The organism is Kitasatospora sp. NPDC034533 (assembly GCF_055575155.1).
Window position 1 is genome coordinate 17,704 of record NZ_JBVITE010000046.1, and the last position, 26,971, is coordinate 44,674.

At 75.8% G+C, this 26,971-nt stretch carries 24 protein-coding genes; 9 read left to right on the forward strand and 15 right to left on the reverse strand.

All coding sequences use genetic code 11. From position 1 onward, the window contains the following. Positions 1 to 75: 75 nt before the first annotated feature. The 13 genes from ACZ55U_RS27030 to ACZ55U_RS27090 form a co-directional block, all read right to left on the reverse strand. A complete protein-coding gene (locus ACZ55U_RS27030; RefSeq protein WP_465529894.1) occupies positions 76 to 4,107 on the reverse strand; it encodes a LysM peptidoglycan-binding domain-containing protein in 4,032 nt (1,343 codons plus the stop codon). Continuing rightward, a complete protein-coding gene (locus tag ACZ55U_RS27035) occupies positions 4,107 to 4,556 on the reverse strand; it encodes a hypothetical protein (protein WP_465529896.1) in 450 nt (149 codons plus the stop codon). Before ACZ55U_RS27035 ends, ACZ55U_RS27030 begins: the two co-directional genes overlap by 1 nt. A 159-nt stretch (positions 4,557 to 4,715) precedes the next feature. After that, on the reverse strand, positions 4,716 to 5,225 hold the full coding sequence (locus ACZ55U_RS27040) for a pilus assembly protein (RefSeq protein ID WP_465529898.1): 510 nt from the start codon (positions 5,223 to 5,225) through the stop codon (positions 4,716 to 4,718). Beyond that, positions 5,222 to 5,596, reverse strand: coding sequence for a TadE/TadG family type IV pilus assembly protein (locus tag ACZ55U_RS27045; protein WP_465529900.1), 375 nt, complete (start codon positions 5,594 to 5,596; stop codon positions 5,222 to 5,224). The genes ACZ55U_RS27040 and ACZ55U_RS27045 overlap by 4 nt, the downstream gene beginning before the upstream one ends. Before the next feature lie 38 nt (positions 5,597 to 5,634). Then, positions 5,635 to 5,925, reverse strand: coding sequence for a hypothetical protein (locus ACZ55U_RS27050; protein ID WP_465529902.1), 291 nt, complete (start codon positions 5,923 to 5,925; stop codon positions 5,635 to 5,637). Between the two features lie 107 nt (positions 5,926 to 6,032). Next, a complete protein-coding gene (locus ACZ55U_RS27055; RefSeq protein WP_465529904.1) occupies positions 6,033 to 6,911 on the reverse strand; it encodes a hypothetical protein in 879 nt (292 codons plus the stop codon). Then, positions 6,908 to 7,873: a type II secretion system F family protein gene (locus ACZ55U_RS27060; RefSeq protein ID WP_465529906.1), complete on the reverse strand. Its 966-nt coding sequence runs from the start codon at positions 7,871 to 7,873 to the stop codon at positions 6,908 to 6,910. Before ACZ55U_RS27060 ends, ACZ55U_RS27055 begins: the two co-directional genes overlap by 4 nt. Then, a complete protein-coding gene (locus ACZ55U_RS27065) occupies positions 7,873 to 9,516 on the reverse strand; it encodes a CpaF family protein (RefSeq protein ID WP_465529908.1) in 1,644 nt (547 codons plus the stop codon). Before ACZ55U_RS27065 ends, ACZ55U_RS27060 begins: the two co-directional genes overlap by 1 nt. Beyond that, the gene (locus ACZ55U_RS27070) at positions 9,506 to 11,050 is read right to left on the reverse strand and encodes a hypothetical protein (RefSeq protein ID WP_465529910.1); all 1,545 of its coding nucleotides are present in this window, start codon (positions 11,048 to 11,050) and stop codon (positions 9,506 to 9,508) included. The genes ACZ55U_RS27065 and ACZ55U_RS27070 overlap by 11 nt, the downstream gene beginning before the upstream one ends. Beyond that, a complete protein-coding gene (locus tag ACZ55U_RS27075; protein ID WP_465529912.1) occupies positions 11,050 to 11,955 on the reverse strand; it encodes an SAF domain-containing protein in 906 nt (301 codons plus the stop codon). The genes ACZ55U_RS27070 and ACZ55U_RS27075 overlap by 1 nt, the downstream gene beginning before the upstream one ends. Before the next feature lie 146 nt (positions 11,956 to 12,101). Then, positions 12,102 to 13,043 carry a hypothetical protein gene (locus ACZ55U_RS27080; protein WP_465529914.1) on the reverse strand — a complete coding sequence of 314 codons (942 nt, stop codon included), beginning with the start codon at positions 13,041 to 13,043 and terminating at the stop codon, positions 12,102 to 12,104. Then, entirely contained in the window at positions 13,037 to 13,660 is a 624-nt protein-coding gene (locus tag ACZ55U_RS27085) for a hypothetical protein (protein ID WP_465529916.1), read from the reverse strand. Before ACZ55U_RS27085 ends, ACZ55U_RS27080 begins: the two co-directional genes overlap by 7 nt. Positions 13,661 to 13,797: 137 nt before the next feature. Beyond that, positions 13,798 to 14,664, reverse strand: a complete 867-nt coding sequence (locus tag ACZ55U_RS27090) for a hypothetical protein (protein ID WP_465529918.1) — start codon at positions 14,662 to 14,664, stop codon at positions 13,798 to 13,800. 137 nt (positions 14,665 to 14,801) lie between these two features. Here ACZ55U_RS27090 and ACZ55U_RS27095 point away from each other — a divergent pair, with 137 nt between their 5' ends. The 3 genes from ACZ55U_RS27095 to ACZ55U_RS27105 all read left to right on the forward strand — a co-directional run bounded on the left by ACZ55U_RS27095 (position 14,802) and on the right by ACZ55U_RS27105 (position 17,392). Then, positions 14,802 to 15,257: a pyridoxamine 5'-phosphate oxidase family protein gene (locus tag ACZ55U_RS27095; RefSeq protein WP_465529920.1), complete on the forward strand. Its 456-nt coding sequence runs from the start codon at positions 14,802 to 14,804 to the stop codon at positions 15,255 to 15,257. A gap of 75 nt (positions 15,258 to 15,332) precedes the next feature. Then, a complete protein-coding gene (locus ACZ55U_RS27100; protein WP_465529922.1) occupies positions 15,333 to 15,785 on the forward strand; it encodes a MaoC family dehydratase in 453 nt (150 codons plus the stop codon). A gap of 392 nt (positions 15,786 to 16,177) precedes the next feature. Continuing rightward, positions 16,178 to 17,392 (forward strand): MBL fold metallo-hydrolase, encoded by a 1,215-nt coding sequence (locus ACZ55U_RS27105; RefSeq protein WP_465529988.1) that lies wholly within the window; start codon positions 16,178 to 16,180, stop codon positions 17,390 to 17,392. Between the two features lie 87 nt (positions 17,393 to 17,479). Here the strand turns inward: ACZ55U_RS27105 and ACZ55U_RS27110 are convergent, their stop codons facing one another. Next, positions 17,480 to 20,194 (reverse strand): DUF7824 domain-containing protein, encoded by a 2,715-nt coding sequence (locus ACZ55U_RS27110; protein WP_465529924.1) that lies wholly within the window; start codon positions 20,192 to 20,194, stop codon positions 17,480 to 17,482. Further along, positions 20,191 to 21,612 (reverse strand): SWIM zinc finger family protein, encoded by a 1,422-nt coding sequence (locus ACZ55U_RS27115; protein ID WP_465529926.1) that lies wholly within the window; start codon positions 21,610 to 21,612, stop codon positions 20,191 to 20,193. The genes ACZ55U_RS27110 and ACZ55U_RS27115 overlap by 4 nt, the downstream gene beginning before the upstream one ends. Before the next feature lie 141 nt (positions 21,613 to 21,753). Between ACZ55U_RS27115 and ACZ55U_RS27120 the strand changes: the two genes are divergently transcribed. The 6 genes from ACZ55U_RS27120 to ACZ55U_RS27145 all read left to right on the forward strand — a co-directional run bounded on the left by ACZ55U_RS27120 (position 21,754) and on the right by ACZ55U_RS27145 (position 26,893). After that, a complete protein-coding gene (locus ACZ55U_RS27120; protein WP_465529928.1) occupies positions 21,754 to 22,662 on the forward strand; it encodes an acyl-CoA thioesterase in 909 nt (302 codons plus the stop codon). Between the two features lie 103 nt (positions 22,663 to 22,765). Next, the gene (locus ACZ55U_RS27125; protein ID WP_465529930.1) at positions 22,766 to 23,416 is read left to right on the forward strand and encodes a TetR/AcrR family transcriptional regulator; all 651 of its coding nucleotides are present in this window, start codon (positions 22,766 to 22,768) and stop codon (positions 23,414 to 23,416) included. Positions 23,417 to 23,613: 197 nt separating this feature from the next. After that, entirely contained in the window at positions 23,614 to 24,378 is a 765-nt protein-coding gene (locus tag ACZ55U_RS27130; RefSeq protein WP_465529932.1) for an alpha/beta fold hydrolase, read from the forward strand. Positions 24,379 to 24,421: 43 nt separating this feature from the next. Then, complete coding sequence (locus ACZ55U_RS27135; protein ID WP_465529934.1) at positions 24,422 to 24,829, forward strand: MerR family transcriptional regulator; 408 nt, start codon at positions 24,422 to 24,424, stop codon at positions 24,827 to 24,829. Between the two features lie 132 nt (positions 24,830 to 24,961). After that, a complete protein-coding gene (locus ACZ55U_RS27140) occupies positions 24,962 to 26,593 on the forward strand; it encodes a BCCT family transporter (RefSeq protein ID WP_465529936.1) in 1,632 nt (543 codons plus the stop codon). A 120-nt stretch (positions 26,594 to 26,713) separates the two neighbouring features. Further along, positions 26,714 to 26,893, forward strand: coding sequence for a hypothetical protein (locus tag ACZ55U_RS27145; RefSeq protein WP_396299391.1), 180 nt, complete (start codon positions 26,714 to 26,716; stop codon positions 26,891 to 26,893). The last annotated feature ends 78 nt before the right edge of the window (positions 26,894 to 26,971 follow it).

A 26,971-nucleotide genomic window follows, 5' to 3' on the forward strand; every position in this document is an offset into this window, starting at 1 on the left:
GGCCGCTGTGGTCGGCCCGTCAACGGCGCTGCCCGGCCTCCCCCGTGGGAGTGGCCGGGCAGCGGGCCGCCTGGGTCAGGAGCCGGCGAGCAGGTCCCGCAGGAGGGTGACGGTGTCGGCGTCGAGGTCCCGGCCGGTACGACGGCTGAGCGCGTCCAACCGGTTGACCGCCCGCAGGAGTTGGTCCCGGGCGCCGGCCGAGGCGTACGCGTAGAAGAGGTCCCGGTGCAGCAGTTCGACGTCCGGGGCGACGGCGAGGCCGCGGAAGACGGCGGCCTCGGCGCTGCGGTGGTCGCCGTACTGCAGGCGGCGGGCGGCCAGTTCGTGGGCGGTGTCGACGATCGCCGCGATCATGTCCTGCCGCTCCGCCTCGGCCCAGCCGTACGAGGCCGGCGGGGCCTCGGCGAACGGCGCGCCCCGGACCAGGGCCAGGGCGTGGGCGAGGGCGGCGTCGGCGGTGGCGCTGGTGCTGCGCATGCCGCGCCGGTAGAGGCTGCGGAACTCGTCCCAGTCGCAGGTGACCGCCGGGGCGAAGGAGTAGCCCTCGGTGCCCTCGGTGGGCAGGAAGGCCCGCCCATCGGGCGACTGGCCGAACCAGGCCGCCAGGTCGGCGAGTTTGGCCGGCAGCGGGCTCTGGGCGTCGGCCGCGGTGGGGTGCGGGTCGAGGTGCGCCGCGCCGGGGTGCAGGTCGTGGTCGAGGGCGTGGCGGTCGGCACCGGGGCGCAGCGCCAGGTAGACGGCCAGTTCGGTGAGCCTGGGCAGCGCACCGGGCGTGGTGGAGCCGAGGGTTCCCGCGACGTCCACCGGGCCGAGCAGGCGGATCCGGGGGGCGTTGCGCGGGGCGTGGGCCTCCGGGGAGCGGAGGATGGCGAGCAGGTCGTCGCTGTCGCTGCGGCCGGGGGTGGTCCGGGCGACCGGCGCGACGGCGGCGGGGCCCGGCTCGACGGCGGGCGCGGGCGCGGGCTCGGGCGCCTGGGTGGCGACGGCGCCCGAGCTGTCGGCCGTTTCACCGGACTCGACGGTATCGACGGTCTCGACGGATTCCACGACCTCGGCGGCCTCAGCCACCTCCGGGGCGTCCACGGTCCCGGAGGCGGCTCCCGCGTCGGCGCCGGCCCCGACAGTGGCGGCCGGACCGGGAACGGATTCCGTGGTGGGCTCGGCCGGCTGCGGTACGACCGGCTGAGGCTCGGCCGACCGGGGCACGACCGGCTGCACGGCGAGGACCATCGTCGCCGTGGATTCCGAGGACCCGCCCCCCGACTCGGCGGTCCCTTCGGCGCCGCCCTCGCCCTCCGGCGGGCCGGGGCGCCGCAGGTCCCGGGTGGTCTCGTCGGTGGCCGCCTGCCGCCCCTGGCCGTTGACGGCGAAGCGCGCCGGACCGGCCGGAACCGACGTCGCGCCCGGCCCCGCACCCGCACCCGGCGAGGGAGCCGGAACGGGAAGGGGACCAGGACCGGCGGACTGAGCCGGCACCAGCGCCGACGCCGGAGCCGGCGTCACCGGGTCGGTGCCCGCGAACGGGCTGGCCCCGGTGCCGATGACCCGGGCCACCAGCCGCGGACCGGCGTCCGCGCCCGCGCCCTCCTGCGCTCCGCCGCCCGAGGCTCCGACGCCCGCCAGCACCGGTACGGCGACGGGCAGTTCGGTGGTGTCGGTGTCCCCGTCCGGCCCGTCCAGGGTCCAGGCCGGGGCCGGGTGCTGGGTGGTGTCGTCGGCGACCCGCAGCAGCTCGGTGACCTGGTCGTACTGTTGCCCGCTGAGCCGCTGTAGCTCGACCGTCAGGTGCAGACCCGGGATCGCCGCCTGGCCGGAGGTCGGCAGGGTCCAGCGGGCCACCGGACCGGTGCCGCGTTCGGGCGCGCGGGTGACGACCGCGACGCAGGTGCGCGGCCGGGCGTCGAGCAGGCGCCCGAGCTCGGCCGGGATCTCCCCGCCGGGCTGGTGCGCGCAGAGCACGATCTCGGGCGTCCAGGACTCGTCGGCCTGGCCCCGGCTGCGGGCCTCGCGCGGGCTGCTGGCCTCGGCGGCGACCAGGGTCGCGCGGGCCTTGGCGGTGCGCGGGCCGAGGGCGGCGAGCGCGGCCTCCAGGGTGGGGTGGCGGTGCACGCGCTCGGCGGCCGGGCCGCTGATCGGCACCTCCTCGGCGAGGTCCACCAGGTGCAGGTGCAGCCGGTCGGCGAGCGGGCTGTGGGCCAGCTCGATGGCGAGGGTGCGCAGCACGTCGCGGGCGTCGTCCGGGTGGCCGGACAGGTGGAGCAGCCGGACGGCCTCCAGGTCGGCGAGGACCACCGAGCCGTCCGGCGAGCTGCCGAGGGTGACCAGGGCGGGGTACGGCGCGGCGGTCTTCCGGGCCTGGCCGGGGCTGAGCAGGTCGCCGGAGTCGGCGCTGCACCACCAGACGTTGGCGGCGTGCGCGGCGCGGAACGGCGCGATCGGCGTGGCCGGGCCGGACAGGTGCAGCTCGATGGTCTGGCCCTGGGTGATCCGGGCGGCGACGATGGCGGGCAGCCGCTTGCCGCCGCGCACGGTGTTGCGGGCCAGGGTGCGCAGGGCGCGGTCCAGCAGGTCCAGCCCGGCGCCGTCCTGCCGGGCCATCAGCTCGTTCTCGAAGGCGGCGGCCTCGGCGCCGGGCATCGCGATGCGGTGCCGGGGGCGGCGGGCACGCTGCTGGGTGCCGCGCTTGTGGGCGACGGTGCCGACCATGATGGCGGCGAGCAGGACGCCGACGGTGGAGGCCGTGAGGGCGACGGTGTAGTCGCCGCCGGTGGCCGGGTCGGCGTGCGCGGCGGGGGCCGGCGCCTTGGCCGGCGCGTGCGTGGGCGCGGGGGCCGACTGCGGGGCGCCCGAGGCGGGGGCGCCCGCCGCCGGAGCCGGAGCCGGAGTCTGGGCCGGCGCCTGGTCGGCCGGTGCGGGGGCGGGGGCGGGAGCCTGCCCGGGCTGGGCGGCCTGGTCACCGGGAGCAGGAGCCGGAGTCGCTGCCCCCGTCCCCGGCACCGTGAGCACCATTCCCGGCACCACCACGTCAGGGTTCGTCAGCTGCTCCCCGTCCGGCGCCTGTGCCCCCTTGTTCGCCTCGAAGAGCTTCGGCCACTGCTCGCCGTCCCCCAGCTCCCGCTGGGCGATGGCCGACAGGCTGTCCCCGGCCTGGACGGTGACGGTCCGCGGCGCGCCGGAGCCGGCCGCGCCACCGGGCCCCGCCTCCGTACCGGACTGCGGAACGCTCTGCGGCGCGCCCTGGGGCGCCCCCTGCGCGGCATCGCCCGAAGGAGCGGGCGCGGGCGCCTTCGCCTCGTCCGGCTTGGCGTCCGCCGGCATCAGCAGCTCCCAGCCGGGCTGGATCGGCCGGTCGGCGTCGAAGCGGACGCCCGAATCGCCCATCACCCGGCCCTCGTTGAGCTTCGCGATCTCCACCCAGCGTTCGCCCGAGCCGAGTTGGCGCTCGGCGATGGACCACAGGCTGTCGGCCGGGCGGGCGTCCCGCACGGTGTACGTGTTCTGCTGCTCGGCGGCCGGGGTCAGGGTCGGCGCGGACTGCGCCGCGGGCAGCGCGGCCCGCTGCACGCCCGGCGTCACCTGCGCCTGGGCGGCCGGGCCGTCGTCGAGTTCGGGGACGGCCGCGAAGGCCGAGCCGGCCACCGGCACCAGCGCGAGCACCGAGCCGACCAGCCCGGCGGCGAGCCGCTGGCTCCAGCCGAAGGCCGGGATGCGGCGGGCGATCCGGCCGCGCAGCTGGGCGGGGATCTCCAGCAGGACGGAGAGCGCGAAGCAGGCCCAGGCGAGCCAGCCGACCACCACCAGCGCCCACAGGAACAGGCTTCCGTCGTCCGAGCTGGTGAGCGCCTCGCCCACCCCGCCCGAGGTGACGTCACCCATCCCGGCGACCGCGTCGGTGCCGTACAGCAGCAGCGCGGGGACACCGAGCAGCAGGGCGAGCAGGGTGACCAGCGCGCCGAGCGCGGTGATCACGGCCCGGCCGCGCCCGCGCGGTGGTCGGGGCAGCGGGGCGGCGGGCCCCCGCGCGCCGCCGGCTCGGTGGGAGCTCCCGGCCCTGCCGGTACGGGCCTGGGCGGTTCGGGCCTGGTCCTTGGCACGTGGCGCGGCCATCAGTCGGTCTCCGCTTTCTCGACTCCGTGGACGAGGGTCGCACTGCCCTTGCCCGTTACCTTCCGTTCCCCGAGGGCTCCCAGCAGGACCGGTCGGTAGTCGGCCTGCACGGTGACGGTGACGACCTTCCCGTCACCGGAGAACTCGATGCCGCCCGCCCGGAGGCCGTACAGGCCCAGGTAGGCGTCGGCGGCGTCCCGGACGTACTTCTCCTGGACCTTGAAGCCCTGGCCCTGAAGGACGGCGGCCTGGTCGAGCTGCTGGCCGCCCACCCGTGCGGCCTCCAGGGCGTAGGCGTCGGTCCGCTCGGCGATCCGCAGCCGGCCTCCGGCGTCGATCACCAGAGCGATGACGAGCACGACGTAGGCCGCGCAGATCGCCACGAAGAGGGCCACCGCGCCCCGGTCGGACCGGCGCGCCGACAGCCGTCGCCGCAGTCCGCTCACCATCCCCGTCCCCTCCCCCCACTCCGCACGCTGCTCTCCCCACCTGCCCCCACCGGGCGCCACTCGGTACCGCTGTGTCATCCCCCGAGCGCTCTCCGCTTGCGTTTCCCCACTCGGGCCTTCTCCAATCCCCCGTCCCGCGGGTGCCGGCGCCGTACGTCCTCAGGTGCCCCGGTAGCGGTCCACCACCGAGGTGAACTCGCCGACGAGGTGCTTCGTCACGGGTACGCCGGACGGTCCGCCGAGCACGTCGGCCAGTTCCACGTCGCAGACCACGGTGACCGTGACGGTGGCGACCGGTCCGCCCGGCAGGTTCAGCTGCCCCTTGGCGACGCGGACGTCGCCGTCGCGGCAGGACACGCCCTGCTGGCGCAGCGTCGCGAGCGCGGAGTCCCTGGCGGGCTGCTCCGGACCGACCGCACCGCGCTGCAGGGAGGCGGTCCGGGCTCCGGCCCGGGCGGCGGCCTCCACGGTGCCGGCCGCGGTCTGCACCCGCCCGGCGGCGATGGCCACCAGGACGAGCCCGACCACTCCCGGGACGACGATCGCCGCCTCGATCGCGATCCCGCCGCGGTCCCGACGCTTCGAGCCGCCCCGCCGGTTCAGCGGGTCCGGCCCGCCCCGCCGGTCGCGCCGCCGCCACCGGGCCGGTGTCCGCGGCGCGCGCCTCACGGCTTCACCGCCGGCGGGACGAAGCGCTCGCGCGGCGCCTCTGCGAACTGGGTGATGGCCGGCGCCTTGAGCCCGGGGAGCAGCAGCGGTGGGGTCAGCCGCACGGTGACCCGGACGGTCTGCGCCGTGCTCCCCTCGGTGCCCACGGTGTACTCGTGCACGCCCTGCCGGTCGAGGAAGTCGCGGGCCTGCCGCTGGGCGGCCTCGTTCTTCTCGCCGTCCGTCGCGCTCCCCTGCACCCGCCCGGCGTCCACGCCCTCACGGGCGGCGGTGAGCGCGACCTGCCGGTCGTACCACCACAGCGCGGCCTGGACGACGAGCAGCAGGAGCAGCAGGACGACCGGGAAGACGATGGCGAGGCTCACGCTCATCGACCCCCGGTCGCCGCCGCGACGGAGAGCAGGACGCATCACGGGGTGGCGCCGCCCGCGCCCGCGCCGCCCGGCAGGTTCGGGTCCTGCTCGACCTTCTTCACGACCTTGTCCTTCAGCAGGTAGAGCGCGGTCGCCACGGCGCCCGCGACGAAGACCAACGCGATGATGGCGAGGGCGAGTTCGATGCTGATCGCGCCCCGGTCGCCGCGTGCGCGGGCGGCCCGGAGACGGCCGAGCCGGAAGGTGAACAGCAGCAGTGCGAACTGGACCGGTAGCAGGACGGGTCGCAGCACCCGGTCTGCCAGCTGGGCGAGTCGGACGGTCATCGGGTCTCCCGGGGGTAAGGCGGTGTGGTGAGGTGTGGTGGTGCCGACTGCTCTGAGAGGACGCTGCTCCAAGAGGACGGAGGAGCCGGACCGGAGCCGGGCACCGGTCAGTTGAGCATCTGGTGCAGCGCGGGGAAGACGATCAGGACGGTCATCAGCAGGGTCAGGGCCGCCCCTGGCGCGACCATCCGCTCGCTGTCGGCGTTCGCACGGGCGAGGTCCTCGGCGAGCAGTTCCCCGCGCAGGCCCTTGGCACGGGCCCGCAGGGTGTCGTACACGGCGGCGCCGTCGGTGCCGGACAACCGCATGATGTCGGCCACGTCCTGGAGCGGGCTGAGCCCCAACTCCTCGGCCAGAGCGTCGAGTCCAGCCCAGGGCGGGAGCCGGTCGGTGGCCGCGCGCTCCAGGGCGTCGCGGATCCGGCGGAACACCGTGCCCTGCCCGACCGCGGCGGCCCGGCGCAGCGCCTCGGCGGGGCCGCAGTCCGCGGCCCGCTCCATCGCGACGAGTTCCAGGTAGGCGGCGATGCCGTGCAGGTACTCGGTGCGCGCCTCCTTGGCCTCGCCGCGCACGATGGCGTCGGGGACGAACCAGAGCAGGCCGGCCAGCAGCGGTCCGACGACCAGCGGCAGCGCGAACGGCAGGCCGACGTCCATCAGCACGGCCATCGCGCCCAGGTAGGCGGGCAGCACCAGGCCGAGCGCGGCGAACAGCAGCTTGTGCACCATGAACCGGGCCGGGGTGCGGCCGATCAGGGCGAGTTCGCGGCGCGGCACGGAGACGCCGCGCAGCCGCACCGACCGTTCGCCGATCCGGTCGTACCAGCGCGGTCGTTCGTCCGGGTCCTGCGCGCGGTCGGCGGGGGTGGCGTGCAGCCGGTCGAGCGCCTGGCCCAGGTCCGGTGGCGTCGGGCGCAGTTCGGCGACTAGCAGGGCGAGGCCACCGGCCGCGACGGCGCCGGCCAGCACGGACCAGGGGGAGATCACCGGACCTCCCCGAGTTGCTCGGCGGGCTGCGGCGCGGGCGCCGGAGCGCCGGAGCGCCGTCCGCTCCTGCTGCGCCGGTCCGGCGTCAGCAGCCGGGGCACCGGCGGGTGGGAGGCCAGCGCCCGCATCCAGGCGATGATCGCCACGAACAGGGCGGCCACCACGGCGAGGACCAGCTGGCCGAGGAGGGTCCCGTACGGCCGGGTGTACTCGGTGTTGAAGGAGCCGGCCGTCACCACCAGCACGATGATGCCGACCAGCCAGCGGATGGTGGTCCGGTGCTTGGCCCGGTCGGCCTCGATGGCGCGGCGCTGGCGGACCTCCTCGCGCACCGAGTCGGCCATGTCGGAGAGCGTGCGGGCCAGGCCCGGTCCGCTGTCGCCGGCCCGCAGCACGAGCGCGGCGAGCACCTTGTCGGCGGTGGCGTCGGCGAGGCTGTCGGCGAAGGCGCGCAGCGCCTCCTCCGGCCGCCAGCGGGCCTGCAGCCGGGCGGCCAGTTCGCCGATCTCGTCCTCCAGGGCGGCCGGGGCGGTGCGGCGGCTGGTGACGATGGCCTGGTTGAGGCCGACGCCGAGCAACAGCACGTCGGCGATCCGCTGGGTCCACTCGGACAGCGCCTCCAGCCGCTCGATCCGCTGGGTGTCAGGGCGGGTGGTGTCGAACAGCCAGGGCAGGCCGAAGACGGCCAGCGGCACCAGCAGCGCGGTCAGCGGGATGCGGGTGAACAGCCAGGCCAGCGGCCCGCCGACGAGCGCGAGCAGCAGCTGGATCCGGCGCAGCCGCGCCATCCGGGGGGTGACCGTCCCGGGGGCGCCGTACCAGAACACGTGGAGGCGGCCGGCGAGCGGGTTCTCCGTCCGCTCGGCCCCGTCCTCCTCCTCGGGCTCGCTGCCGCGGCCCCAGACCACCAGGGTGACCAGGCCGCCCGCGAGCGCCAGCCCGCACAGGGCGAAGAGCAGCATCACCGCGCGCCACCGCCGATCCGCAGGTGCAGCGGGGCGGCCCAACTCCCGTACCGGGAGCCGAGCAGCGAGGCGTCGAAGCCGGCCCGGCGCAGGTCGTCCAGGCACTGCGGCGGGGTGTGCGGGACGGCCCGCGGCTCGCCGAGGTCCGGCCGGGGGCCGAAGACGGTGTTCAGGGCGGGCCGGCCGCTCTCCCCGAGGCCGGTGACCTCCAGGACGTGGGACACGAAGCGGTGCCGACGGCCGCCGACGGCGGTCTCGTCGACCATGGTGACGTGCACGATGAGGTCCAGGGCGTTGGCGGTGAGCCGGTAGGCGAGTGAATCGGTCATGTGCGAGCCGTACTCCAGGCAGAGTTCGGCGATGCGGTCGACGACCATGTGCGGGCCGCGGGCGTGCAGGGTGCACATCGAGCCGCCCTCGCCGTTGGTCATCACCCGCAGCATCGGGACGACCTCGCCGGAGCGGACCTCCCCGACGATGATCCGGGAGAGCGTCATGCGCAGCGCGGCCGGGATGAGGTCGCCGAGGGTCAACTCCCCGGCCAGGCGCCCCTCGACGCGCTCGCCGTTGCCCTCGCGGGCCTCCATCGGGACGACCTGGCGCAGGTGGCCGAGGGTGTGCAGCCAGAGTTCGAACTCCGACTCCAGGGTGCCGATCCGCTCGTCCGGCGGGATCTCGGCAGCCATGGCGCGCAGCAGGCTGGTCTTGCCGACGCCCTGGGTGCCGGTGATCATCACGTTCTTCCGGGCCCGGATCGCGGCGGCCAGGAAGGCGGCCAAGGTGGCGTCCAGGGTGCCGAGTTCGACCATCTCGGGCAGGGTCGCGGAGGCCACCCGGTGGCGCCGGATCGCCACGTACGGCCGGGGCGTCACCTCGGTGAGCGCCTGGAGGCGCATGCCGCCCTCCAGGCGCAGCGCGAGGGTGGGGCTGGCGGTGGACAGGCTGCGCTCGCCGCCGCCGTGCTGGCGGGCCAGGTCCTGGAGCAGCTCGATGAGTTCGGCGTCGCTGTCGGCCACCGGCGGTACCTGGCGCAGGGGTTGGTGCACCCTGGAGACCCAGACGTCGTCACAGCCGTTGATCAGGATGTTCTCGATCTCCGGGTCGTCCAGGTAGGGCTGGAGCCGGCCGGCCCGGAACAGCAGGTCGAAGACGGCCTCGGCGAGGGCGCGGTCCTGCTCCCGGGTGGGCGGGATGCCGTGGGTCTGCGCGTAGGCGTCGGACCAGCGGGCGACGGCCTCCTCGATCAGCGCCCGGCCGCGCTGGCGGCGGGTGGCGCGGTCCGGCTCGGAGCCGGAGGCGCTGGTCAACCGGCTGATCTGCTGGTGCAGTTCGGCCGCGACCTGGCGCTTGAGCTCACGGGCGACCTGCGGATCGACGGCCGGGCGGGTGGCGGCGCCGCGCAGGTCCAGCGAGGGCAGCTGGGAGGGCACGGCGGTGGGCCCGGCCGCGCCGGGAGGAACGGGCTGCGGGGCGGCGGGCTGGGCGGGGCCGGGTTGGGGCGCGACCGGGCCGGGCCGGTATCCGTACGGCGGGGCGACCGGGCCGGGCGTCGGCGCGGGAGCGGCCGCGGGCGCCGGAGCGGCCCAGGGCAGCGCGGCCGGATCGGAGGACGGGCGCTGGTGCAGGGGGCTACCGCGCACGGAGCACCTCCCCGGGGTTGTGCGGGTACGGCCCGCCGGGATCGTCATGACGGTTCGTCACGAGCGGTTGCTGGAGCGGGTACTGGTCGCCCGTATCGCCGTTCGGCGCGGACTGGACGTGCGCGGGGAACGGCGCCGGGGCGGCCGGCTGCGGCGCCAGCCCGGCCAGCGGCGCCACCGGGCCGGTGGTGATCACGGGGGGGACGGGCTGCGGCGGGGCGTAGGAGGGCTGCTCGCTCTCGGCCGCCGCCGCGTAGCCGACCGGGCCGGTTGCCGGACGGGCATGCGCCGGACGGGCGTGCGCCGGACGGGCGTGCGCGGGGCGTCCGGGCACCGACTGGCCGTACACCGGCCGGCCGTGCGGCGCCGATCCGTACCCGACCGGCCCGGGCGAGGCCGGGCCGGAGGTGGCCTGGCCGTACGGGTCCTGAGCGTACGGGTCCTGAGCGTAGGGGGTCTGGGCGTGCGTCGTCTGACCGTAGCCGCCCTGTCCGTGCCCCGGCTGCCCGTACGGGCCCGGCGTGGGAGCGGGCCCCGGCACGGGCGCGGAGGAGGCCCCGGGGGGAGGCACGGGCATCGGCGGCTGCGGCGCCGACGGCACGGGCGGGGCCGGTATCGGCGAACTCGGCGGCACCGGCACCGGCACCGGCACCGACACCGGCGCCGCGGGGCCCGCAGGGGCGGCTGCGGCCCTGCCGGGAGCCCCCGCCGGGCCGCCCGCCGTCAGCTGGGCGGGCGCCGCGCCCGGCGCGAGCCGCTGGCGCCGGCGGCGGACCAGCAGCTGCACCTCGTCCGCCGCCGTCCGTGCCGTGCGCATCAGCTCCGAGCGGATGAACCGGCGGTCGGTGGTGTCCCCGCCGTCCGAGAGCACCTTCGCCGTCCGGGCGGCGTACGGCAGCACCCCGAGGACGGGCAGTCCGAGCTCTCGGGACACCTCCGCCCGCGAGTACGGCCCCTCGGAGACCAGCAGCAGCCCGAGCGCGTCCGCCCCGGTGCCGGCCGAGGCCAGGTCCTCGGCGAGGGCGGCGAGCCGGGGCCGGGCCGAACTCAGCCCGCGCAGCGTGGTGCGCACGGTCGCCGCCACCACGTCCGCGCGCCGGGCGAGCACCGCGCTGTGGCCGGTGGCGCCGGAGCGGCCGAGGTCCACGATCACGTCGTAGCCCTGCTGCTCCACGCCGTGCAGCAGGTCGGAGAGCGGCTCCCAGGTGTAGGCGAGGCCGGGCGCCTGGGTGGGGTCGGTCAGCCCGGGCAGCAGCAGCCGGTCGGCGTTGCCCTCGGGCGAGAGGTCGATCAGCTGCTCCCAGATGGTCTGGGCGAGCAGCCCGCGCCGGTCGGCGACGGCCAGGTTGCGCAGCCCGTACACGGCCTCGACCCGGCCTTCCAGGGCGCCGGCGAGCACCGCGCCGCCGTCCGGGTCGGCCTCGACCAGCAGCATCCGCCGGCCGGGCGGCAGCGGCCAGGCCAGCAGCATCGCCAGCGCGGTGGTGGTGGCCCCCGGAGCGCCCGGGCCGCCGACCACCGCGATCACCGCCATCAGGCGCCGCCCGTCGTGGCCGGGGCCCCCGACGCGGTCCCGGCGCCGGAGGCCGTGGGGCCCGGCGTGGCGGCACCCGATCCGGTGGCCGCAGGCGTGGCGCCGCCCGGCGCGGGGGCGCCACCCGCGGGCGCGCCGCCCGGTGCCGGGCTCGGCGCGGTCCCGGCGCCGGGACCGCCCGCCGCCGCTCCGCGCGGTGCCAGCAGCACCTGGATCCGGCCGCTCGCCACCCACTGCGCGAGCCGGGGCCCGTCCGCGGTGCCGACCGCCACGTCGATCACCTGGCTGCCGTCGGTGTCCACCCGGCCGACGGTGATCGCGGTGGCCGGCAGCGAGTCGGCCCGGCCGTTGTCGGGGGTGTAGACGATGACCAGTTGCACGCCCGGCTGGACCCGGCTGGCAGGCAGCTGGCTGTGCTTGGCCGACACCCCGACCACGATCTGGCCGGGCTGCACCGTCAGGCCCTGCGCGAGGTCGGCGCCGGTGAGCATCGCCCCGCGCTTGAGGTCGGTGGCGGCCCGCATGCCGACCGCCTTCGCCCGGTCCTGGGCCGACACCGGGTGCAGTGCCGGGTCCCCGGCGATCCGGGCGACCACCAGGTCGTCCTCGGTGATCACCTGGCCCCAGGGCACGTCCCGGGCCAGCGCCAGCACCGCGACCCGCTGGCCGGTGCTGTTGTAGAGGACGGCCCCGCCCAGCCCGCCGGCCGCGATCAGCGCGACCGCCATCGCCAGCACCGCCGGGCGCCGCCGCCTGGCCCGCATGGTCCGCCCGGGCGCGTGGGGCACCACCCGTCCCCCGCCCTTGCCCGGACCGCCCTGCTCCTGCTGCTCCGGGAGCGCGGCGGGCGCCGCGGGGCCCGCGGAGGTGCCGGTTCCCGGCGTCGCGAACGTACGGTTCTCCACCGGGTTCCGCCCTTCCCTTGTTCGTCTCCGGCTGCTCTGGCCGCGTGCGCTGGATGGTCTTGCTCGTCTGGCTGGTCTGGCTGATGTGGCTCGCGTGGTCGCGGGATAGGGGCCCGGGTCACAGGTCCCCGGTCACGAGGACGCGGTCAGTTGAGCACCTGCATCTCGGCGACCTTGAGCCCGAAGCCCGCGGACTGCGGGAGGTCGACGTCGAAGACCTTGGCGTTCGGCCCGGTCACGACCACGTGCCCCTGCCAGTGCGCCGTCACCGTTCCGTCGAAGACGCCGTCCTTCTTGGTGCCCGAGCCGACGGCGAACTCGTACCCGCAGTCCGGGGACTTCGCGCCGCCGTACTTAGCGTCGTACGGCGTCCCGGCGGTGTCGCAGGTCACCTCCATGCCCTGGTCGAAGGTCCAGGTCACGTTCTTGAGCACCGGCGTGACGGTGACCGAGGCGCCGGGCACCGCGAGCGTCTTGGGCTCGGGCGCCTTGACCCCGTCCAGCCAGAGCCAGACCGGCGCCTTCACCACGGCCGTGCCCTTGGGCGCGACGCCCGCGGCGGGCTTGGGGAACCTCATCTCGTGGGCGAGGCTGATGCCGATGGCGCGCAGGTCCAGCACCGGCGGGCCGGCCGGCGCGTTGGCCTCGAAGACGATCTGGGCGCCGTCGGCGCCGCCGCCGGTCTGCGGACAGACCTTCGAGTAGAGCGCGCCGTCCGAGGGCTTGTGGTCGCCCCACTCCGGTGCGCCCGCCGGGAGTTGGGGGTCGAGCACCTTGTAGTAGCAGCCCTGGTCGCTGTTGAACCAGCCGAGTTCCGGATCGTGGCAGGCCCACTCCACCCCGTGGTAGCTGCACACCAACGGGCCGCCGCCCGAACCCCCTCCGCCGCCCGGCTGGGTGGACCCGGGGCCGGTCGTGCTGCCGCCGGTGTGGACGTCCGAGCAGATCTTGTCGGGGGCGCACTGGGTGGCTCCCCCGCCGCTCGGTGGCTCCTCCGCCGCCGCCGTCAGCGCCGAGGACAGCAGCAGCCCGGCGGACAACGGTGCGAGGAACGCGATTCGCCGGACCCGGTGACGTCCGTTCAGCATGTCCGGTCCACCTCCCGCTTGAAGTCGTAGATCAGCCAACGCGCCTGGTACCAGCGCAGGGACGCCGTCGCCAGGTAGCGGTCGATTCGCTGGGCCGGGTCCTTCGCGGCCCCGGTGGCGGCGTCGACGCGGTGCCAGCCCGACACGTCGACGCAGTCCTCGATCACGGCGGTCCGCGGATCGGCTTTCAGATCAACGGTCTTGACCACCGCGGAATTGTGCGGAGATCCGGTCATCACCAGTTTCGCGTCGTGGAGTTGACGCAGGCCCACGAGGGTGTCCGACAGCGCCCGACCGGAGGAGTACCCCTCCAGCGAGAATCCGTCCGAATCCGTACGGCCGAAAGCCTCGGCCTGCGCCTGCCACCAGTCCTGATACGTCCTCAGGGCCAGCCGCCCCATCGCCCCTTCCGGGCCCTCGGTCGGCGCGATCGAGTCGTTTGCCGGACCACTCGAAGGAGTTACCGGGTTCACTCCAGCCACAGTGGGCGCGGACGAGCCGATGCGATCGACGGAACCGCCGGCACCGCCGCTCGCACAGCCGCCGAGCAGCAACAACAGAACCGCCCCACTGACCCCAACCGCCCCAGGGCGCAACACATTTCCGCGCTGCCGCATGGCCCCACCTCATCGCGACCGATCCGATCCGTGATCCACGGCCGCCCGAAGAATTCCGCCGTCCCGCCGGTGTTTCCGCTGGGGATCGATTCTTCGCCAACCCACCCCATCACGGCAACACCTCAGGCCCCCTGACCTTACGCGGAAGGCGGTTCCGTCGGGGCACTTTCCCGCCACAGAACGGCCAACAGTTCCTCGGAAAGCGACAATCCGGCCAATGCGCCCCGAACCGCGGCCCGATTGCGCATCAAGAGCCGCCCGGCGTGCGGCGGAACGAGCAGGCGCGCGCCGGGCGCGCCCGAACTACCGGCCGGTTCACCGCCGTCCGTCAGCGCGGCCACGGCCGGCTGGAGATCGTGCGGGCCGACCGCCGCGGGGGCTCCCGGGACGCCCTGGCGCAAGGCGGTGGTCAGGGCCGCGCTGAACGAGCCCTCCCCGCCCGGCCGTACGGCGTCCCGGCCGCGTCTGTTCGGGGCGTAGCGGCTGCCCGGGGCGTAGCGGCCGATCCGGCCCCACAGCGGGACCCGTGAGTAGCTCAGCAGTTCGCCCGCGCCGTCCTCGCCCCGCTCCAGAGCCGACCAGGTGTCCCGGTCGGCCACCGCGTCGACCAGCAGCAGCGCCTCCTCCTGGTCCCCGTGCACCATCGCGCTGACCACCCAGTCCCAGGCCAGGCCCCGGCGGTAGGCGTTGTCGGCGGTGCTGCCCGCGGTGACCAGGGCGAGCCGCCGGCCACGCGGATCGGCCACCAACTGGCCGACCAGGCAGACCAGCAGCCACCGGCCGGGGCGCTGGGCAGCCTCCCGGACGGCGGTGAGCATCGCGTTGGCGTCCGCGTCCGACGGCACCGCGGCCACCCGGCAGCCGGCCGCGCCGGTGTCGAAGAACATCCCGGGCAGCACCTCGGCGAGCAGCCGGGCGCCGTCAGGTGCGAGCGCCGCACCGCCGAACGCCCGGTCCGGCCCGCCGTCCGCCCCGATCACGACCAGATCGACCCCGCCCGCCATCCGTCCCCCTCCTCCACCGTTCCTCCACCCGCCGGGCAGGCTACCGCTCCGGGCGGCCTCCGACGGGGCTCCCGGCCCGTCGGCTCAGGGACCATGGGCCCTATCGGCGCGCGCACCGACCGAGGACGATCGGACGCATGGAGCGTGAGGACCGTGTGGAAACCCTGAGCGAGGCCGAGTGCCTGCGGCTGCTCAGCACCGTGCCCGTCGGGCGCGTGGTGTACACCGAGCACGCACTGCCGGCCGTCCTGCCGGTCTCCTTCGAGGTCCTGGACGGGCGACTGGTGCTCGCCGTGCGCCGGGGAAGTGCCACCGCGCGCGGGCTCGACGGCACGGTGGTGGCCTTCCAGGCGGATCTGCTGGACCCGGTCACGCGTACCGGGTGGAGCGTGCTGGTGCACGGGCGGGCCGACGTGGTGAGCGAGCCGGACCAGCTCCGCCGGGTGCTGCGCTCGGGCCTGCGCCCCTGGGTGGGCGATCCGGAGCCGCTGTTCGTCGCACTGGTGCCGGAGCTGGTCAGCGGCCGTCGGCTGTTCCCCACCGGTCCGGGTGCGGCCAGGCCCGTGAACACCGGTTTTCCGTCCGCCTCCTGACAGATACCGGTGGGTAGGCATACGCTTCCGGCGTCCTGATCCCTGCCCGGGGCCGTCCCCCACCAGGAGCGCACCGTGACGACCTTCGCCTCCCTCGCCGAGCTGACCGCCGCCGTCGGCACCGAACTGGGCACCAGCCGGTGGCACACCATCGAACAGCGGCAGATCGACCTGTTCGCCGAGGCGACCGGTGACCACCAGTGGATCCACGTGGACCCGGAGCGCGCCAAGGAGAGCCAGTTCGGCTCGACCATCGCGCACGGCTACCTGACCCAGTCGATGATCCCGGTGCTGGCGAAGGAGTGCTACACCGTCGAGGGCGTGCGGATGGCGCTGAACTACGGCTCCGACAAGGTCCGCTTCCCGGCGCCGGTGCCGGTGGGCACGGCGATCCGGGCCACCGCCGAACTGCTCTCGGCCACCGAGGTGCCGGGCGGGGTCCAGGCGGTGGTGCGGTTCACCCTCACCAGCGAGCGGAGCGCCAAGCCGCACTGCGTCGCGGAGACGATCACCCGGTTCTACGCCTGACCCCGCACGGGGCCGGGCAGGCCGGGCGCGGTCGACGGACCGAGCGCCGGGCCGGGCGGGCCTGGCGGCCATGGCACGGTCCCCGGGCCGCGCGGCCGGAGGACGGGTCGCGGTCGACGGACGGGCCGCGGTGCCGTGCGGGGCCGACAGGGCCCCGGGTACGCCGATTGGACCGTGCGGGGCCCTTCACCGGGTCCGCACGGCCCACGGCGAGTAACGTCCGACGAGATGGTTGTCGTCTCGCAGCAGCCCCGCCCGCCGCTGCGCTGCGCGCCCCGGCCCGGCCGGTAGCCGTGACCGTCCCTGGAGGAGCCGTGCCCCGCCCCGCCCCGTGGTTCTCCCGCCTCGCCGGTCTGTCCTCGCAGTTCGTCCCGCCGCCCGCCGAGCGCGCGGTGCCGGGCCTCGCCGGGCTGCCCAGGGCCCTGTGGCACCGGGTGCGCACCGAGGCCTTCGGCGCCGAGCCCCGGGGCGAGCGGCTGGCCCGCATCCGCCGCTCCCCGAACTTCGTCGACGGCGCCTTCCGCAACCCCCTGCCGACCCGCCGCCTGGTGTACGAGCGCAGCCCGTTGGAGATCACCCGCGCCCAGCTGACCGGGGACAAGACCCGCCGGGCTCCGGCCGCCGCCGTGCCGGTGCACCGGCTGCTCCCGGTCGACCTGGCCGCGCCGCCGGAGTCCGGGCTGCGGCTGACCTGGCTGGGGCACGCGACCGTGCTCGCCGAGATCGGCGGCCGGCGGGTGCTGCTCGACCCGGTCTGGGGCGAGCGCTGTTCGCCCTTCTCCTGGACCGGGCCCAAGCGGCTGCACCCGGTGCCGCTGCCGCTGTCCGAACTCGGGCCGGTGGACGTCGTGGTGGTCTCCCACGACCACTACGACCACCTCGACATGGACACCGTCCGGGCGCTGATCGGGACGGGCGCGGTGTTCGCCGTCCCGCTCGGGGTCGGCGCGCACCTGGAGTGCTGGGGCGTACCGGCCGAGCGGATCGTCGAACTGGACTGGTGGGAGTCGGCCGAGGTCGCCGGGCTGACCCTGACCGCCACGCCGGCCCGCCACTACTGCAGCCGGGGCCCGCGCACCAGCGCGCTGTTCCTGTGGGCATCCTGGGTGGTGGCCGGCGGCGGGCACCGGATCTTCCACAGCGGGGACACCGGGTACTTCCCCGGCTTCGCCGAGATCGGGCGCCGGCTCGGCCCGTTCGACGCGACGATGATGCAGGTCGGCGCGTACAGCGACTTCTGGCCCGAGGTGCACATGACGCCCGAGGAGGGCGTGCGGGCGCACCTGGACCTGGGTGGCGCCCTGCTGCTGCCGATCCACTGGTGCACCTTCAACCTCGCGCTGCACCCCTGGGAGGAGCCCGTCGAGCGGGTGCTCGCCGCCGCCCAGGCCCTCGGAGCCCGGCTGGCGGTGCCCCGCCCCGGCAAGCCCTTCGAGCCCGCCGCCCCGCCCGCGCTGCGGCTGTGGTGGCGCGCCGTCGCCGCCACGCCACGCGCGGGCGCGCCCCTGGTCGGCGCCGGGCCGGACGAGGCGGCGGGTCCGAGGGGCGCGGGGGCCGACGGACGAGTGACGACTTTCGGCGAACAGATTTCAAAATCTGTTCGCTGAAAGTCGTTCGCTGAAATCTGACATCTGAAATCTGAAACCTGTCAGTTGTCAGCCGCCAGCCGCCGCCCTCCCCGGCGGTCCACCACCTCACCCGGCGAGGACGTCCCGCAGCACCCGGGCCTCCTTGACCAGCCGCCCCGATCCCGCGCGCCCGGCCGCCGCCGTCACCTCGGCGACCGGTCCTCGGGCCCCGGTGCGCCGGGCGCAGTCGGCGGCCAGCGCGACCAGGTCGCCCAGCCCGCGCGTCGACTGGTCGGCCTCCCCGAGCAGGGCCGGCAGCGCCGCCCCGAGCACCGTCCAGACCGTCGCCCGGGCACCCGTCTCCGCCGCCATGCCGAGCGCCGCCGACAACCGGGTGGCCATGACCGTGCCGCAGGCCACCAGGGCGCCCAGCTCGCGCCCGAGCAGCTCGCCGTCCAGGTCGCCGCGCGCGGCGAGCACCAGCAGCGCGTCCACCGCCGCCGTCCGGTCCTCGGCCTGCCGGGCGCCCAGGCCGTACGCCAGCGCCAGGTGCAGCGCGAGTCCGGCCGGGCCGCCGGCCTCGGCGAGCAGCGGAAGGTGGCGGGCGGCGCCGGACTCGTCCCGGTCGGCGCCCGCGGCGAACGGGTCGAGCCAGCGCGCGGCCAGCTCCTCCCGGTGCCAGGGCAGCATCGCGAACCAGTGCCCGACGGGCTGCCACGACCAGTCGTACGCCTTGCGGGCGCGGTCCACGCTGGGCTCGGTGCCGTCCAGCAGGGCCCGGAACTCGGACCCGAGCCGTTCCCCGCCCGGCCCCCTCGGCCCCTCGCCGATGCCCGGCTGGGAGACGGCGGTCCGCTGGACCCTCTCCCACCAGCGGTCCCCGTACGGGTCGGCGCGCCGCGCGCCCCTGCCGGGCGCGAACACCACCCGCTCGGACGGCTGTCCGGGCAGGCCGCCGGTGCGCAGCCAGTGCGCCAGTCGGCGCCCGGCCGGGGAGCCGAGCGCCTCGGCGGCCTTCGGCACCGTCTCGTCCACCGCCGGCCCGACCCGCAGCAGGGCCTGCGACAGGTCGGCCTTCCCCGGGGTCGCGCCCACCGCCTGGTACCCGGCCAGCCGCTCGACCAGGACGGCCGCGTCCAGGGCGCCGGTGGCATCGGTCGGAGTGGCGAGCAGGTACGGCGGCGGGCCCTGGATCAGCTGCCGGGCGGCCTCCTCCAGCCGGGCGGCGAGGACGGCCCCGTGCACCGACGTCCGCGAGCCGTGCAGCGGCGAGCGCCCCCTCCCGGTCAGGTAGTCCCAGATCTTCCACGGCGGCGTCCGCCCCTCCACCGCGGCCACCACGTAGAGGATGTCCCGGGGCGCGCAGTCCCCGCGGTTGCCGCCGCCGTGCCACGGGTTCACCCGGCGGACCGGCTCCACCGCCTCGGTCAGGGCCCGCCGGTCCAGGTGGGTCAGCCGCACCAGCCCGTCCAGCACCCGTTCGAAGACGGCGACCTCGGGATCGCGCGCGGCGAGCAGGGCGGACAGCTCCTCCGCGAGCTCGGCCGCCGAGCCGATCGGCGCTCCGAGCGGTCGCGGTCCGGGGGCCGGCGGGAGGAGTTCGCTCCACCCGGTGTCCGGGTCGTCCCCGTCACCGCCGACCGGTGCCCCGAACAGCTCGCCCGCGCGCCCGTGGTGCACGGGGCCCAGCGTCCCGGCGGCGGCCCGCAGCTCCGGCAGCACCGCCTCGCCCGCCGCCTTCAGGTGGCGGGCCACCACGTTCAGCGCCCGCTCCTGGAGGGCGGTGTCCGGGTGCCCGAAGGCCTCGGCCGCCGCCAGCACCACCGGGCCGGAGCGCTCGGGCGTACGCCGGGCGGCCTTGTCCAGCCAGGCCAGCTGGGCGCGGACCAGCTTCTTCTCGGTCCGGAACAGCACCACCGCCGAGGCCTCGACCAGCACCTCGGGCCCGATCAGCCCGGCCGCGTCCAGCCCGGCGAGCACCTCCTGGGCGTGTCCGGCGGTCGTCGACAGCCCGTCCAGCAGTGCCACCAGGTCGCGCACCCGGGCCGCGTACTCCTCGGGCGCCGGATCGAGCGCCCGCAGCACCTCCAGGAAGGCCCGCTGGTCGGCCGGCTTGCCGCCGCGCAGCAGCCGGGCCAGGCAGCGGTCGAGCAGTTCGGCCCGCGCCACCACGCCGGCCGCCGCCAGTTCGCCGATCGCCTCCGTCCACACGTCGCCGGGGCGGGGGCTGAGCCGCAGGGTCAGGGTGTAGCCGATGTCGGCGAGTTCGAACAGCTCCGGCAGCAGCACGGGGGTGAAGGGGTCCTCGCGCAGCGTCTGGGCCAGCGTCGGACGCGGGCCGCCCAGGTCGCTCGTGTGGTCCACCCAGTTCCGGACGAAGTTCGCGGTGCGCGGCACCTCGCAGCCGGTGCGCCGGACCACGGCCTCCGCCACCGGGTACATCGACCAGCCCCAGTTCCGCACCGGCCGCTCGGCGAGCCGGGTGGCCACCTCGACCTGCCACTCGACCGGCTGGGCCTCGATGACCTGGTGCAGCACGGAGTTCCGGGGCCAGTCGCGCACGCTGAGGTCACCGGCGGCCAGCCAGACGGCCGCGCCGGCCGGACCGGTGTGGCAGCCGGCCCCGGCCACCAGCAGGCGGGCCCGGACGTCGTTCGCCTCCCGTGACCAGTCCTCCCGCAGCTCCTTGCGCAGCGCCTTGAGCCCGGGCAGGCAGGCCCGCCGCTGGGCGGCGTCCAGGGCCGCCAGCAGCTCCGGTATTCGCGCCAGGCGCCCGGAGCGGACGGCCGTCAGCAGTTCCTCGACCGGGCCCTGCCGGTCGGCGTCCGCCGTCGCGCTCACGCTCCGGCCCCCTTCACCGACTCCGGCGGGGCGACGGAACCCGTCTCGGAAAACGCCCCCGCCGAGGCGGCCGACCCCTGCACCATCCCGACCGCCAGCGCGTGCTTGCACGGCCCGCGCCCGCCCCGGTACTTGCCCCACCACAGGCAGGTGCAGCTCAGCCGCCCCGACTCGTCCGCCCGCACCCGCTGGATGTGGTCGTCCACCGTGACGACGGCCGTCGCCCCGCCTTCCTCCAGCCGGACCGCGCCCGCCTCCACCAGGGCCCGGGCGGCCCGCAGCCGGGGGTTGGCCGCCTCGGCCCGCCCGGAGTCGTACGGGAGCTGCCGGTGGAAGTACGCGGCCTCGGCGGCGTCGTAGCCGATCTGCCCGGCGGTGCCCAGCCGGGTGAGCGCGGCGCGGACCCGCTCGGGGCTCAGCCCCGACTGCGCGGCGAGGTCCCCGATCTCGATCCGGGGCTCCCAGGCGAGCAGCACCGAGACCAGCTCGGCGTCCCGCCGGGCCGCCTCGGTGGCGAGCGCGTCGAGCACCCCGCCCTCGCCGGAGAAGCCCCGGGAGGCGTCCGGGGAGAGCGTCAGCGTCAGCCGCATGCCGGGCAGCACCGCCTCCCAGGCCGAGGCGGTGGGCTGCCCGGACGCCACCGGCCCGTACACCCGCAGGGCGAGTGCGTGCCTCAGCACCCGCTGGAGCGCCACCAGCCGTTCGGGCCCGGGCAGGCAGACCGCGCCCGGCACCGGCCGGGTGGTCGGCCGCAGCGTCCTCCCGGCCGGGACGACCCAGCCGACGCCGGCCCGCCCGCCGCGCGGCAGCGACCGCAGGAAGCGGACCGCCTCGGCGGCGGGCAGCTCGGCGCGCAGCTCGAAGCCGGCGGCGACCACCTGGGTCTCGGCGAAGCCGCGCAGCCAGCGCTCCGGCAGCGGGACCTTCTTCTCGACCAGCGGGCCGTCGAAGGTGGTGACCTCCAGCGCGTCCGGCCCGACGGCGAGGTGCAGCGGGTCGGCCGGGCCGATCCTGCTCAGCGCCTCCCGCAGCGGGTTGTTGACGTCCACGTTGGTGGTGCCGTGGCCGATCTCGTCCCCGTCGAGCCCGGCCCGGAGCACGTCGAGCCGGGCGTAGACGCCGCAGCAGCCCGAGAAGGACTCGAAGCGCAGCCGGTCCCCGTTGGCGGTGACCACCGGGTCGAGCGAGGCCCGCAGCTGCGGCTGGTAGTAGCGCGCGGCCGCGACGTCCGCGACCGCGAGCAGCGCGGCGGCGGCCGGTGCCGGATCGGCGAGGAACCCGGCGAAGAAGCGCGGGTTGGCGACGGCGCCGAGCGGGGTGGCGCCGCCGGAGGTGGCCAGGTCGAGGTGCCGGCCGTCGGCGCCGTCCAGGACGGCCGAGGGGCGCAGATAGGCATACGCGTGTGCGGATGGCGTCATGCCGAGCACGTTAGGTGGGACGTCCGACACTCCGTCGGGCGAGCTCATGACTGGAACGCGTTCTACACCATCGAAGGGCGGCCGGGCACGGCGTTACCCAGGTCACACCACCACCCGCCGGGCTTCTGCCACTATGGCCCGGTGACCGACCTGACCGAACCGCACGTCCGGACCGACCAGCGCTCCCGGCCGACCGGCCGCTTCGCCGAACTGCTGCGGATCGAGCCCCTGGACGAGAACACGTTCCGGGGCCACTGCCACGCCGGCGCCCCGATGCGCGCCTTCGGCGGACACGTCGCCGCGCAGGCCCTGGTCGCCGCCGGGCGCACCTGCGGGGACCGGCGTCCGGTGCACTCGCTGCACGGCTACTTCCTGCTCCCGGGCTCCCCGGCCCACCCGATCGACTACGCGGTCGAGCGGGTCCGCGACGGCATGTCGTACACCACCCGCCGGGTGACCGCGCTCCAGCAGGGCAGCGAGATCTTCACCCTCTCGGTCTCCTTCAAGCACCCCGAGCCGGCCGCCGACCGCCAGCGCGAGGTGCCGGCGCTGCCCCGGCCGGAGTCGCTGCCCGACGCCCTCGCCCACGGGTCCGAGGAGGTCCGCCGGGCACTCGCCGCCACCGGCGGCTTCCGCGACCTCGACGTGCGGTTCGTCCCGTCGGACGCCCCGGGCCTGCCGCCGGCCGTCCCCGGCCTGCTCCAGCAGTTCGTCTGGATGCGCACGGCCTCCCCGCTGCCGGCGGACGAGCCGCTGCTGCACGCCGGCGCGCTGGCCTACCTGTCGGACCTCACCCTGGCCTCCACCGCAGGGCTGAACGTGCAGCCGAACTTCTTCCAGCGCACCGAGCCGCCCCGCCTGGTGATGGCCTCGCTGGACCACGCGATGTGGTTCCACCGCCCCTTCCGGGCGGACGAGTGGCTGCTGTTCGCCCAGCGCAGCCCCTCCTCCTCGGACGGCCGGGGTCTGGCCCTCGGAGAGTTCTACGACCTGGACGGCCGGCTGGTCGCCTCGGCCGTCCAGGAGGCGCTGATCCGCGAACCCGCGTGACGGCCCGGGCGCCCGTCCCCACACCCCGGTGACCGGCGGGCGAACGGACGGAGGCCGGACGGCGTCATACTCCTGAGCGTCCCCGGCCCGTATCATGGTGCGGGTGACCAAGGTTGACCTGTCACCACGGCCGGTGGAGGCGATGTCTCCGCGTCAGCTCGAACGCCGCGAAAGCCTGATCGCGGCCGCGCTCGCCCTGGTGAACGAGATCGGCGTCGAGCGGATGCAGATGAAGCAAGTCTGCGAACGGTCCGGAGTCGCCCTGGGGACGGCGTACCGCTACTTCTCCTCGAAGGACCACCTCCTGGCTGCGGCGATCGCCGAGTGGCACCGCCTGCTGCTGGCCGACCTGGTGGCCGAGCTGCGCGGGCCACGGGCCGGACTGGGGGCCACCGACCGGGCGGTCCGGTTCGTCCGGGGCGGGATGCGGGCCTACCAGCGGCAGCCGGAACTCGCCCGGCTGCGGGTGGCCGTGGCCGCCTCCACCGACCCGTTCGCCAGCGAGGCCCTCCAGGGCATGGCCCGGGCCGACAGCAACGCCCTCCAGGCGGTGACGGCCGAGGTGCCGGCCGCCGCGAGCGAGCTGGTGCGGCACATCGTGGCCCACGCCTGGCAGGGCGAGCTGACGGCCTGGGTGACCGGCCGTACCACCCTCGGCGACGCCCGGCGGCGGCTGGAGGACGTGGTGCGGCTGGTGCTGACCCCGTACGAGACGCGGTACCCGGCGCCGTACGAGGTCCAGTCCACCGGCTGAGCGGGCCCAGCCGAGCGCCCGCGACGGCCCCCGAGCGCCTGCGAGGACGCCGGGCGCCGCCCGGCCGTCCGTCGCGCCGGCGCGCCGTCCGGCGTGCGGTCCGGCGCACACACCGGCGCGCGGTCTTGACCTTCACACCGGTGTGAACTCCTACCGTCTCCGCTGTCGCCACAGCCCCGACCGCAGAGGAGCACCCCATGCCAGCCACCCCGCTCGCCCGGATCGTCCGGGGCTCCGGCCCCGGCCTGCTGCTCGCCCACGGCGCCGGCGGCAGCGCCCGGGACAACTGGGGCCCGCTGCTGCCCCACCTCGCCGCCCACCGCACCGTCGTCGCCCCCGACTACCCCGGCTCCGGCGACAGCCCGTACGAGCCCGGCGAGCCGACCCTGGACGAGCTGGCCGAACGGCTCGTCGCCGTGGCGGACGAGGAGGGCCTGGACACCTTCGACCTGGCCGGCTACTCGCTGGGCGCCGCCGTCGCCGTCAGGATCGCCACCCGGCACCCCGAACGGGTCCGCTCGCTGCTGCTGCTCGCGGGGCTGGCCGGGGGTTCGGCGCGGATGAGCGCCCTGGCCGACCTGTTCGCCGACCTGGCCGACCGGCCCGAGGACCTCGCCGCGCTGATGCTCGGCGTGGTCCTCGGCCGGAGCTGGCTGGACGCGCTGCCCGCCGAACGGCTCGCCGAACTGCGGGAGCAGCTCAAGTCCCCGGTGCCGGACGGCTTCCGTCAGCAGTTCCGGCTGGCCGCCCGCACCGACGTGCGGTCCGAGCTGCCCGCGGTGGCCGCGCCGACCGTGGTCGTCAGCACCGTCGAGGACACGCTCGTCCTGCCCGCCCAGCACCGGCTGGCCGCCGAACTCGTCCCCGGCGCGCGGCTGGTCGAACTCCCCAGCGGCCACCTGCCGGTGATCGAGGCGCTGCCCGAACTGCGGGACGTGCTGCTGGAGTTCCTCAAGGGCTGACCCCGCGGGGAACACCCCTCCGGGCGGGCGCGTTCGACCGGTCATGCGCATCGGAGAACTCGCCCGCCTGACCGGGGTGTCCACCCGCCTGCTCCGCTACTACGAGGAGCAGGGCCTGCTCCGACCGGACCGCACGACGGCCGGCTACCGCGAGTACGGCGAGGAGGACACCGTCCGGGTGTGGCAGATCCGCAGCCTGCTCGCGGCCGGTCTGAACACCCGGATCATCGGCGAGCTGCTGCCCTGCGCCACCGGCCCCGTCCCCGTCCTGGAGGCCTGCCCGAACCTGCTGGCCACCCTGCGCGGCGAACTCGCCGACCTGGACGCGCGGATCGAGGAGCTCACCCGCAGCCGCCGGGCGCTCGCCCACTACCTCGACAGCGCCCACGACCCCGGGTACGGCTCCGGGCTCACGGCCGGGCACGACCCCGGCGAGACGCGCGCGGCCTGACGGGACGTAGGTCCTCAGCCCGCGCCTCCCCGGCGCGCCGTCGTGCCGCTCGCGGAACGAACTGGACATAGTACGACATACGCCTTCAGTCCCGGCGCGCCGAGCGTCCGCGCATGTCGAGAGGTTCACCTGATGAGCAGCCAGCCCCCGCAGCCCGACCAGCCCGCGAGGGAGCCCGACGAACCCGCCGCGACCCTTCCGGCCGACCGGGCGGTGTTCGGCACCGGCGCCGTCCTGGTGCTGGCGGTGGTCGCCTGGGGCGTCTTCGCCGAGGACTCGCTCGGCCGCACCTCCGACACCGCCCTCGGCTGGGTGCTGCACAACTTCGGCTGGCTGTTCGTGGTGGCCGCCGACGTCTTCCTGGTCCTCAGCGTGGTACTCGCGTTCAGCCGCTTCGGCCGGATCCGGCTCGGCCGCGACGACGACCGGCCGGAGTTCTCCACGCTCGCCTGGATCGCCATGATGTTCAGCGCCGGCATGGGCATCGGCCTGATGTTCTACGGCGTCGGCGAGCCGCTCCAGCTCTTCGCCACCCCGCAGCCCGGCTCCGGTCTGGAACCGCAGAGCGCCGCCGCCGGGCGGCAGGCCCTGGAGTTCTCGCTCTTCCACTGGACCCTGCACCCGTGGGCGATCTACGCGGTCGGCGGCCTGGCCCTGGCCTACACCACCTTCCGCAAGGGCCGGGGCAACCGGATCTCCGCCGCCTTCGTCCCGCTGATCGGGCAGCGCGGCGCGGACGGCTGGGCCGGGCGGACGATCGACCTGCTGGCCGTGTTCGCCACCGTCTTCGGCTCCGCGACCAGCCTCGGCCTCGGCGCGCTCCAGGTCGCCGACGGCCTCGGCTACATCTCCTCCGTCCGCAACACCCAGAACGCCCAGCTGATCATCATCGGCTCACTGACCGCCGCCTTCGTGGTCTCCGCCTTCTCCGGGGTGCACAAGGGCGTGAAGTGGCTCTCCACCGCGAACGTCGTGCTGGCCTCGCTGATCATGGTCTTCGTCTTCGTGTTCGGCCCGACGGTGTTCGCACTGGACGCGATCCCCTCCTCGGTCGGCGGCTACCTCTCCGACCTGCTCGGGATGTCCACCCAGACCGGCGCCTTCACCGACGAGAGCTGGCTCGGCTCCTGGACGATCTTCTACTGGGCCTGGTGGCTCTCCTGGGCGCCCTTCGTCGGCACCTTCATCGCCCGGATCTCGCGCGGCCGCACCGTCCGGGAGTTCCTGCTGGGCGTCCTGCTGGTGCCCAGCGGCGCGACGGTCATCTGGTTCTGCGTGATGGGCGGCACCGCGATCCGGCTGAACACCACCGGCGCGGCCGACCTGGTCGCGACCATCCCGCGGGGCGCCGAGGCCTCCCTGTTCGAGATGCTGCGCTCGCTGCCGCTCGGCTCGGTGACCAGCGTGGTCGCGGTGCTGCTGGTGATGACCTTCTTCATCACCAGCGCCGACTCGGCCTCCCTGGTGCTCGGCTCGCTCTCCAGCCGGGGCTCGCTGCACCCGCGCACCTGGCTGGTGGTGGTGTGGGGCGTGCTGATGGGCGGGGTCGCGGCGGCCCTGCTGCTGGCCGGCGGGCTCACCGCGCTGCAGAACGCGACGATCCTGGTCGCGCTGCCGTTCGTGGTGGTGATGCTGCTGCTGTGCGTCTCGCTGGTGAAGGAGCTCCGCGAGGACCCGGCCGCCACCCCCTCCCGCCTCCACCCGCCGCACGGCCTGCGGGACGCCGTCCGGGCCGCCGTCGGAGAGTCGGACACACGCCGCTGACCAGCGCATACGCCCCGCCCGGTGACGGGTGGGGCGTATGCGGCCAACCGACGCCCAACCCCCGTCCGGACTTCACCCGCGCGTACCGACCGTTCACGCCGCCCTGGAAACCTCCGTGTCATGAACGCCAACCCTCAGGCGCCCTACCAGGACCCGCGCTTCCCCCTGCCCCAGCGGCACCGCCGCCTCCTCGCCGTCACGGCCGTCCTCGCCTCGATCGCCCTCGGCACCCTGGGCGTCGGCGCCACCGTGGAAACCGTCGCCCACGGCCCCCTCACCAGCGCCTCCGCCGGCAAGTAGCGGCCGCCCGCCCAGCACCGCCGTCCCGTCCCGGACGCGGTGCTCCTTGCTGTCGCGCCCCGTGCGCGCGAGCGCTGG

Excerpts from the sequence above, each read along its gene's own strand:
- ACZ55U_RS27030 (WP_465529894.1), bottom strand. The coding sequence starts at position 4,107 with ATGGCCGCGCCACGTGCCAAGGACCAGGCCCGAACCGCCCAGGCCCGT.
- ACZ55U_RS27035 (WP_465529896.1), bottom strand. The coding sequence starts at position 4,556 with ATGGTGAGCGGACTGCGGCGACGGCTGTCGGCGCGCCGGTCCGACCGG.
- ACZ55U_RS27045 (WP_465529900.1), bottom strand. The coding sequence starts at position 5,596 with ATGAGCGTGAGCCTCGCCATCGTCTTCCCGGTCGTCCTGCTGCTCCTG.
- ACZ55U_RS27050 (WP_465529902.1), bottom strand. The coding sequence starts at position 5,925 with ATGACCGTCCGACTCGCCCAGCTGGCAGACCGGGTGCTGCGACCCGTC.
- ACZ55U_RS27060 (WP_465529906.1), bottom strand. The coding sequence starts at position 7,873 with ATGCTGCTCTTCGCCCTGTGCGGGCTGGCGCTCGCGGGCGGCCTGGTC.
- ACZ55U_RS27070 (WP_465529910.1), bottom strand. The coding sequence starts at position 11,050 with ATGGCGGTGATCGCGGTGGTCGGCGGCCCGGGCGCTCCGGGGGCCACC.
- ACZ55U_RS27080 (WP_465529914.1), bottom strand. The coding sequence starts at position 13,043 with ATGCTGAACGGACGTCACCGGGTCCGGCGAATCGCGTTCCTCGCACCG.
- ACZ55U_RS27085 (WP_465529916.1), bottom strand. The coding sequence starts at position 13,660 with ATGCGGCAGCGCGGAAATGTGTTGCGCCCTGGGGCGGTTGGGGTCAGT.
- ACZ55U_RS27090 (WP_465529918.1), bottom strand. The coding sequence starts at position 14,664 with ATGGCGGGCGGGGTCGATCTGGTCGTGATCGGGGCGGACGGCGGGCCG.
- ACZ55U_RS27095 (WP_465529920.1), top strand. The coding sequence starts at position 14,802 with ATGGAGCGTGAGGACCGTGTGGAAACCCTGAGCGAGGCCGAGTGCCTG.
- ACZ55U_RS27115 (WP_465529926.1), bottom strand. The coding sequence starts at position 21,612 with ATGACGCCATCCGCACACGCGTATGCCTATCTGCGCCCCTCGGCCGTC.
- ACZ55U_RS27130 (WP_465529932.1), top strand. The coding sequence starts at position 23,614 with ATGCCAGCCACCCCGCTCGCCCGGATCGTCCGGGGCTCCGGCCCCGGC.
- ACZ55U_RS27135 (WP_465529934.1), top strand. The coding sequence starts at position 24,422 with ATGCGCATCGGAGAACTCGCCCGCCTGACCGGGGTGTCCACCCGCCTG.
- ACZ55U_RS27140 (WP_465529936.1), top strand. The coding sequence starts at position 24,962 with ATGAGCAGCCAGCCCCCGCAGCCCGACCAGCCCGCGAGGGAGCCCGAC.
- ACZ55U_RS27145 (WP_396299391.1), top strand. The coding sequence starts at position 26,714 with ATGAACGCCAACCCTCAGGCGCCCTACCAGGACCCGCGCTTCCCCCTG.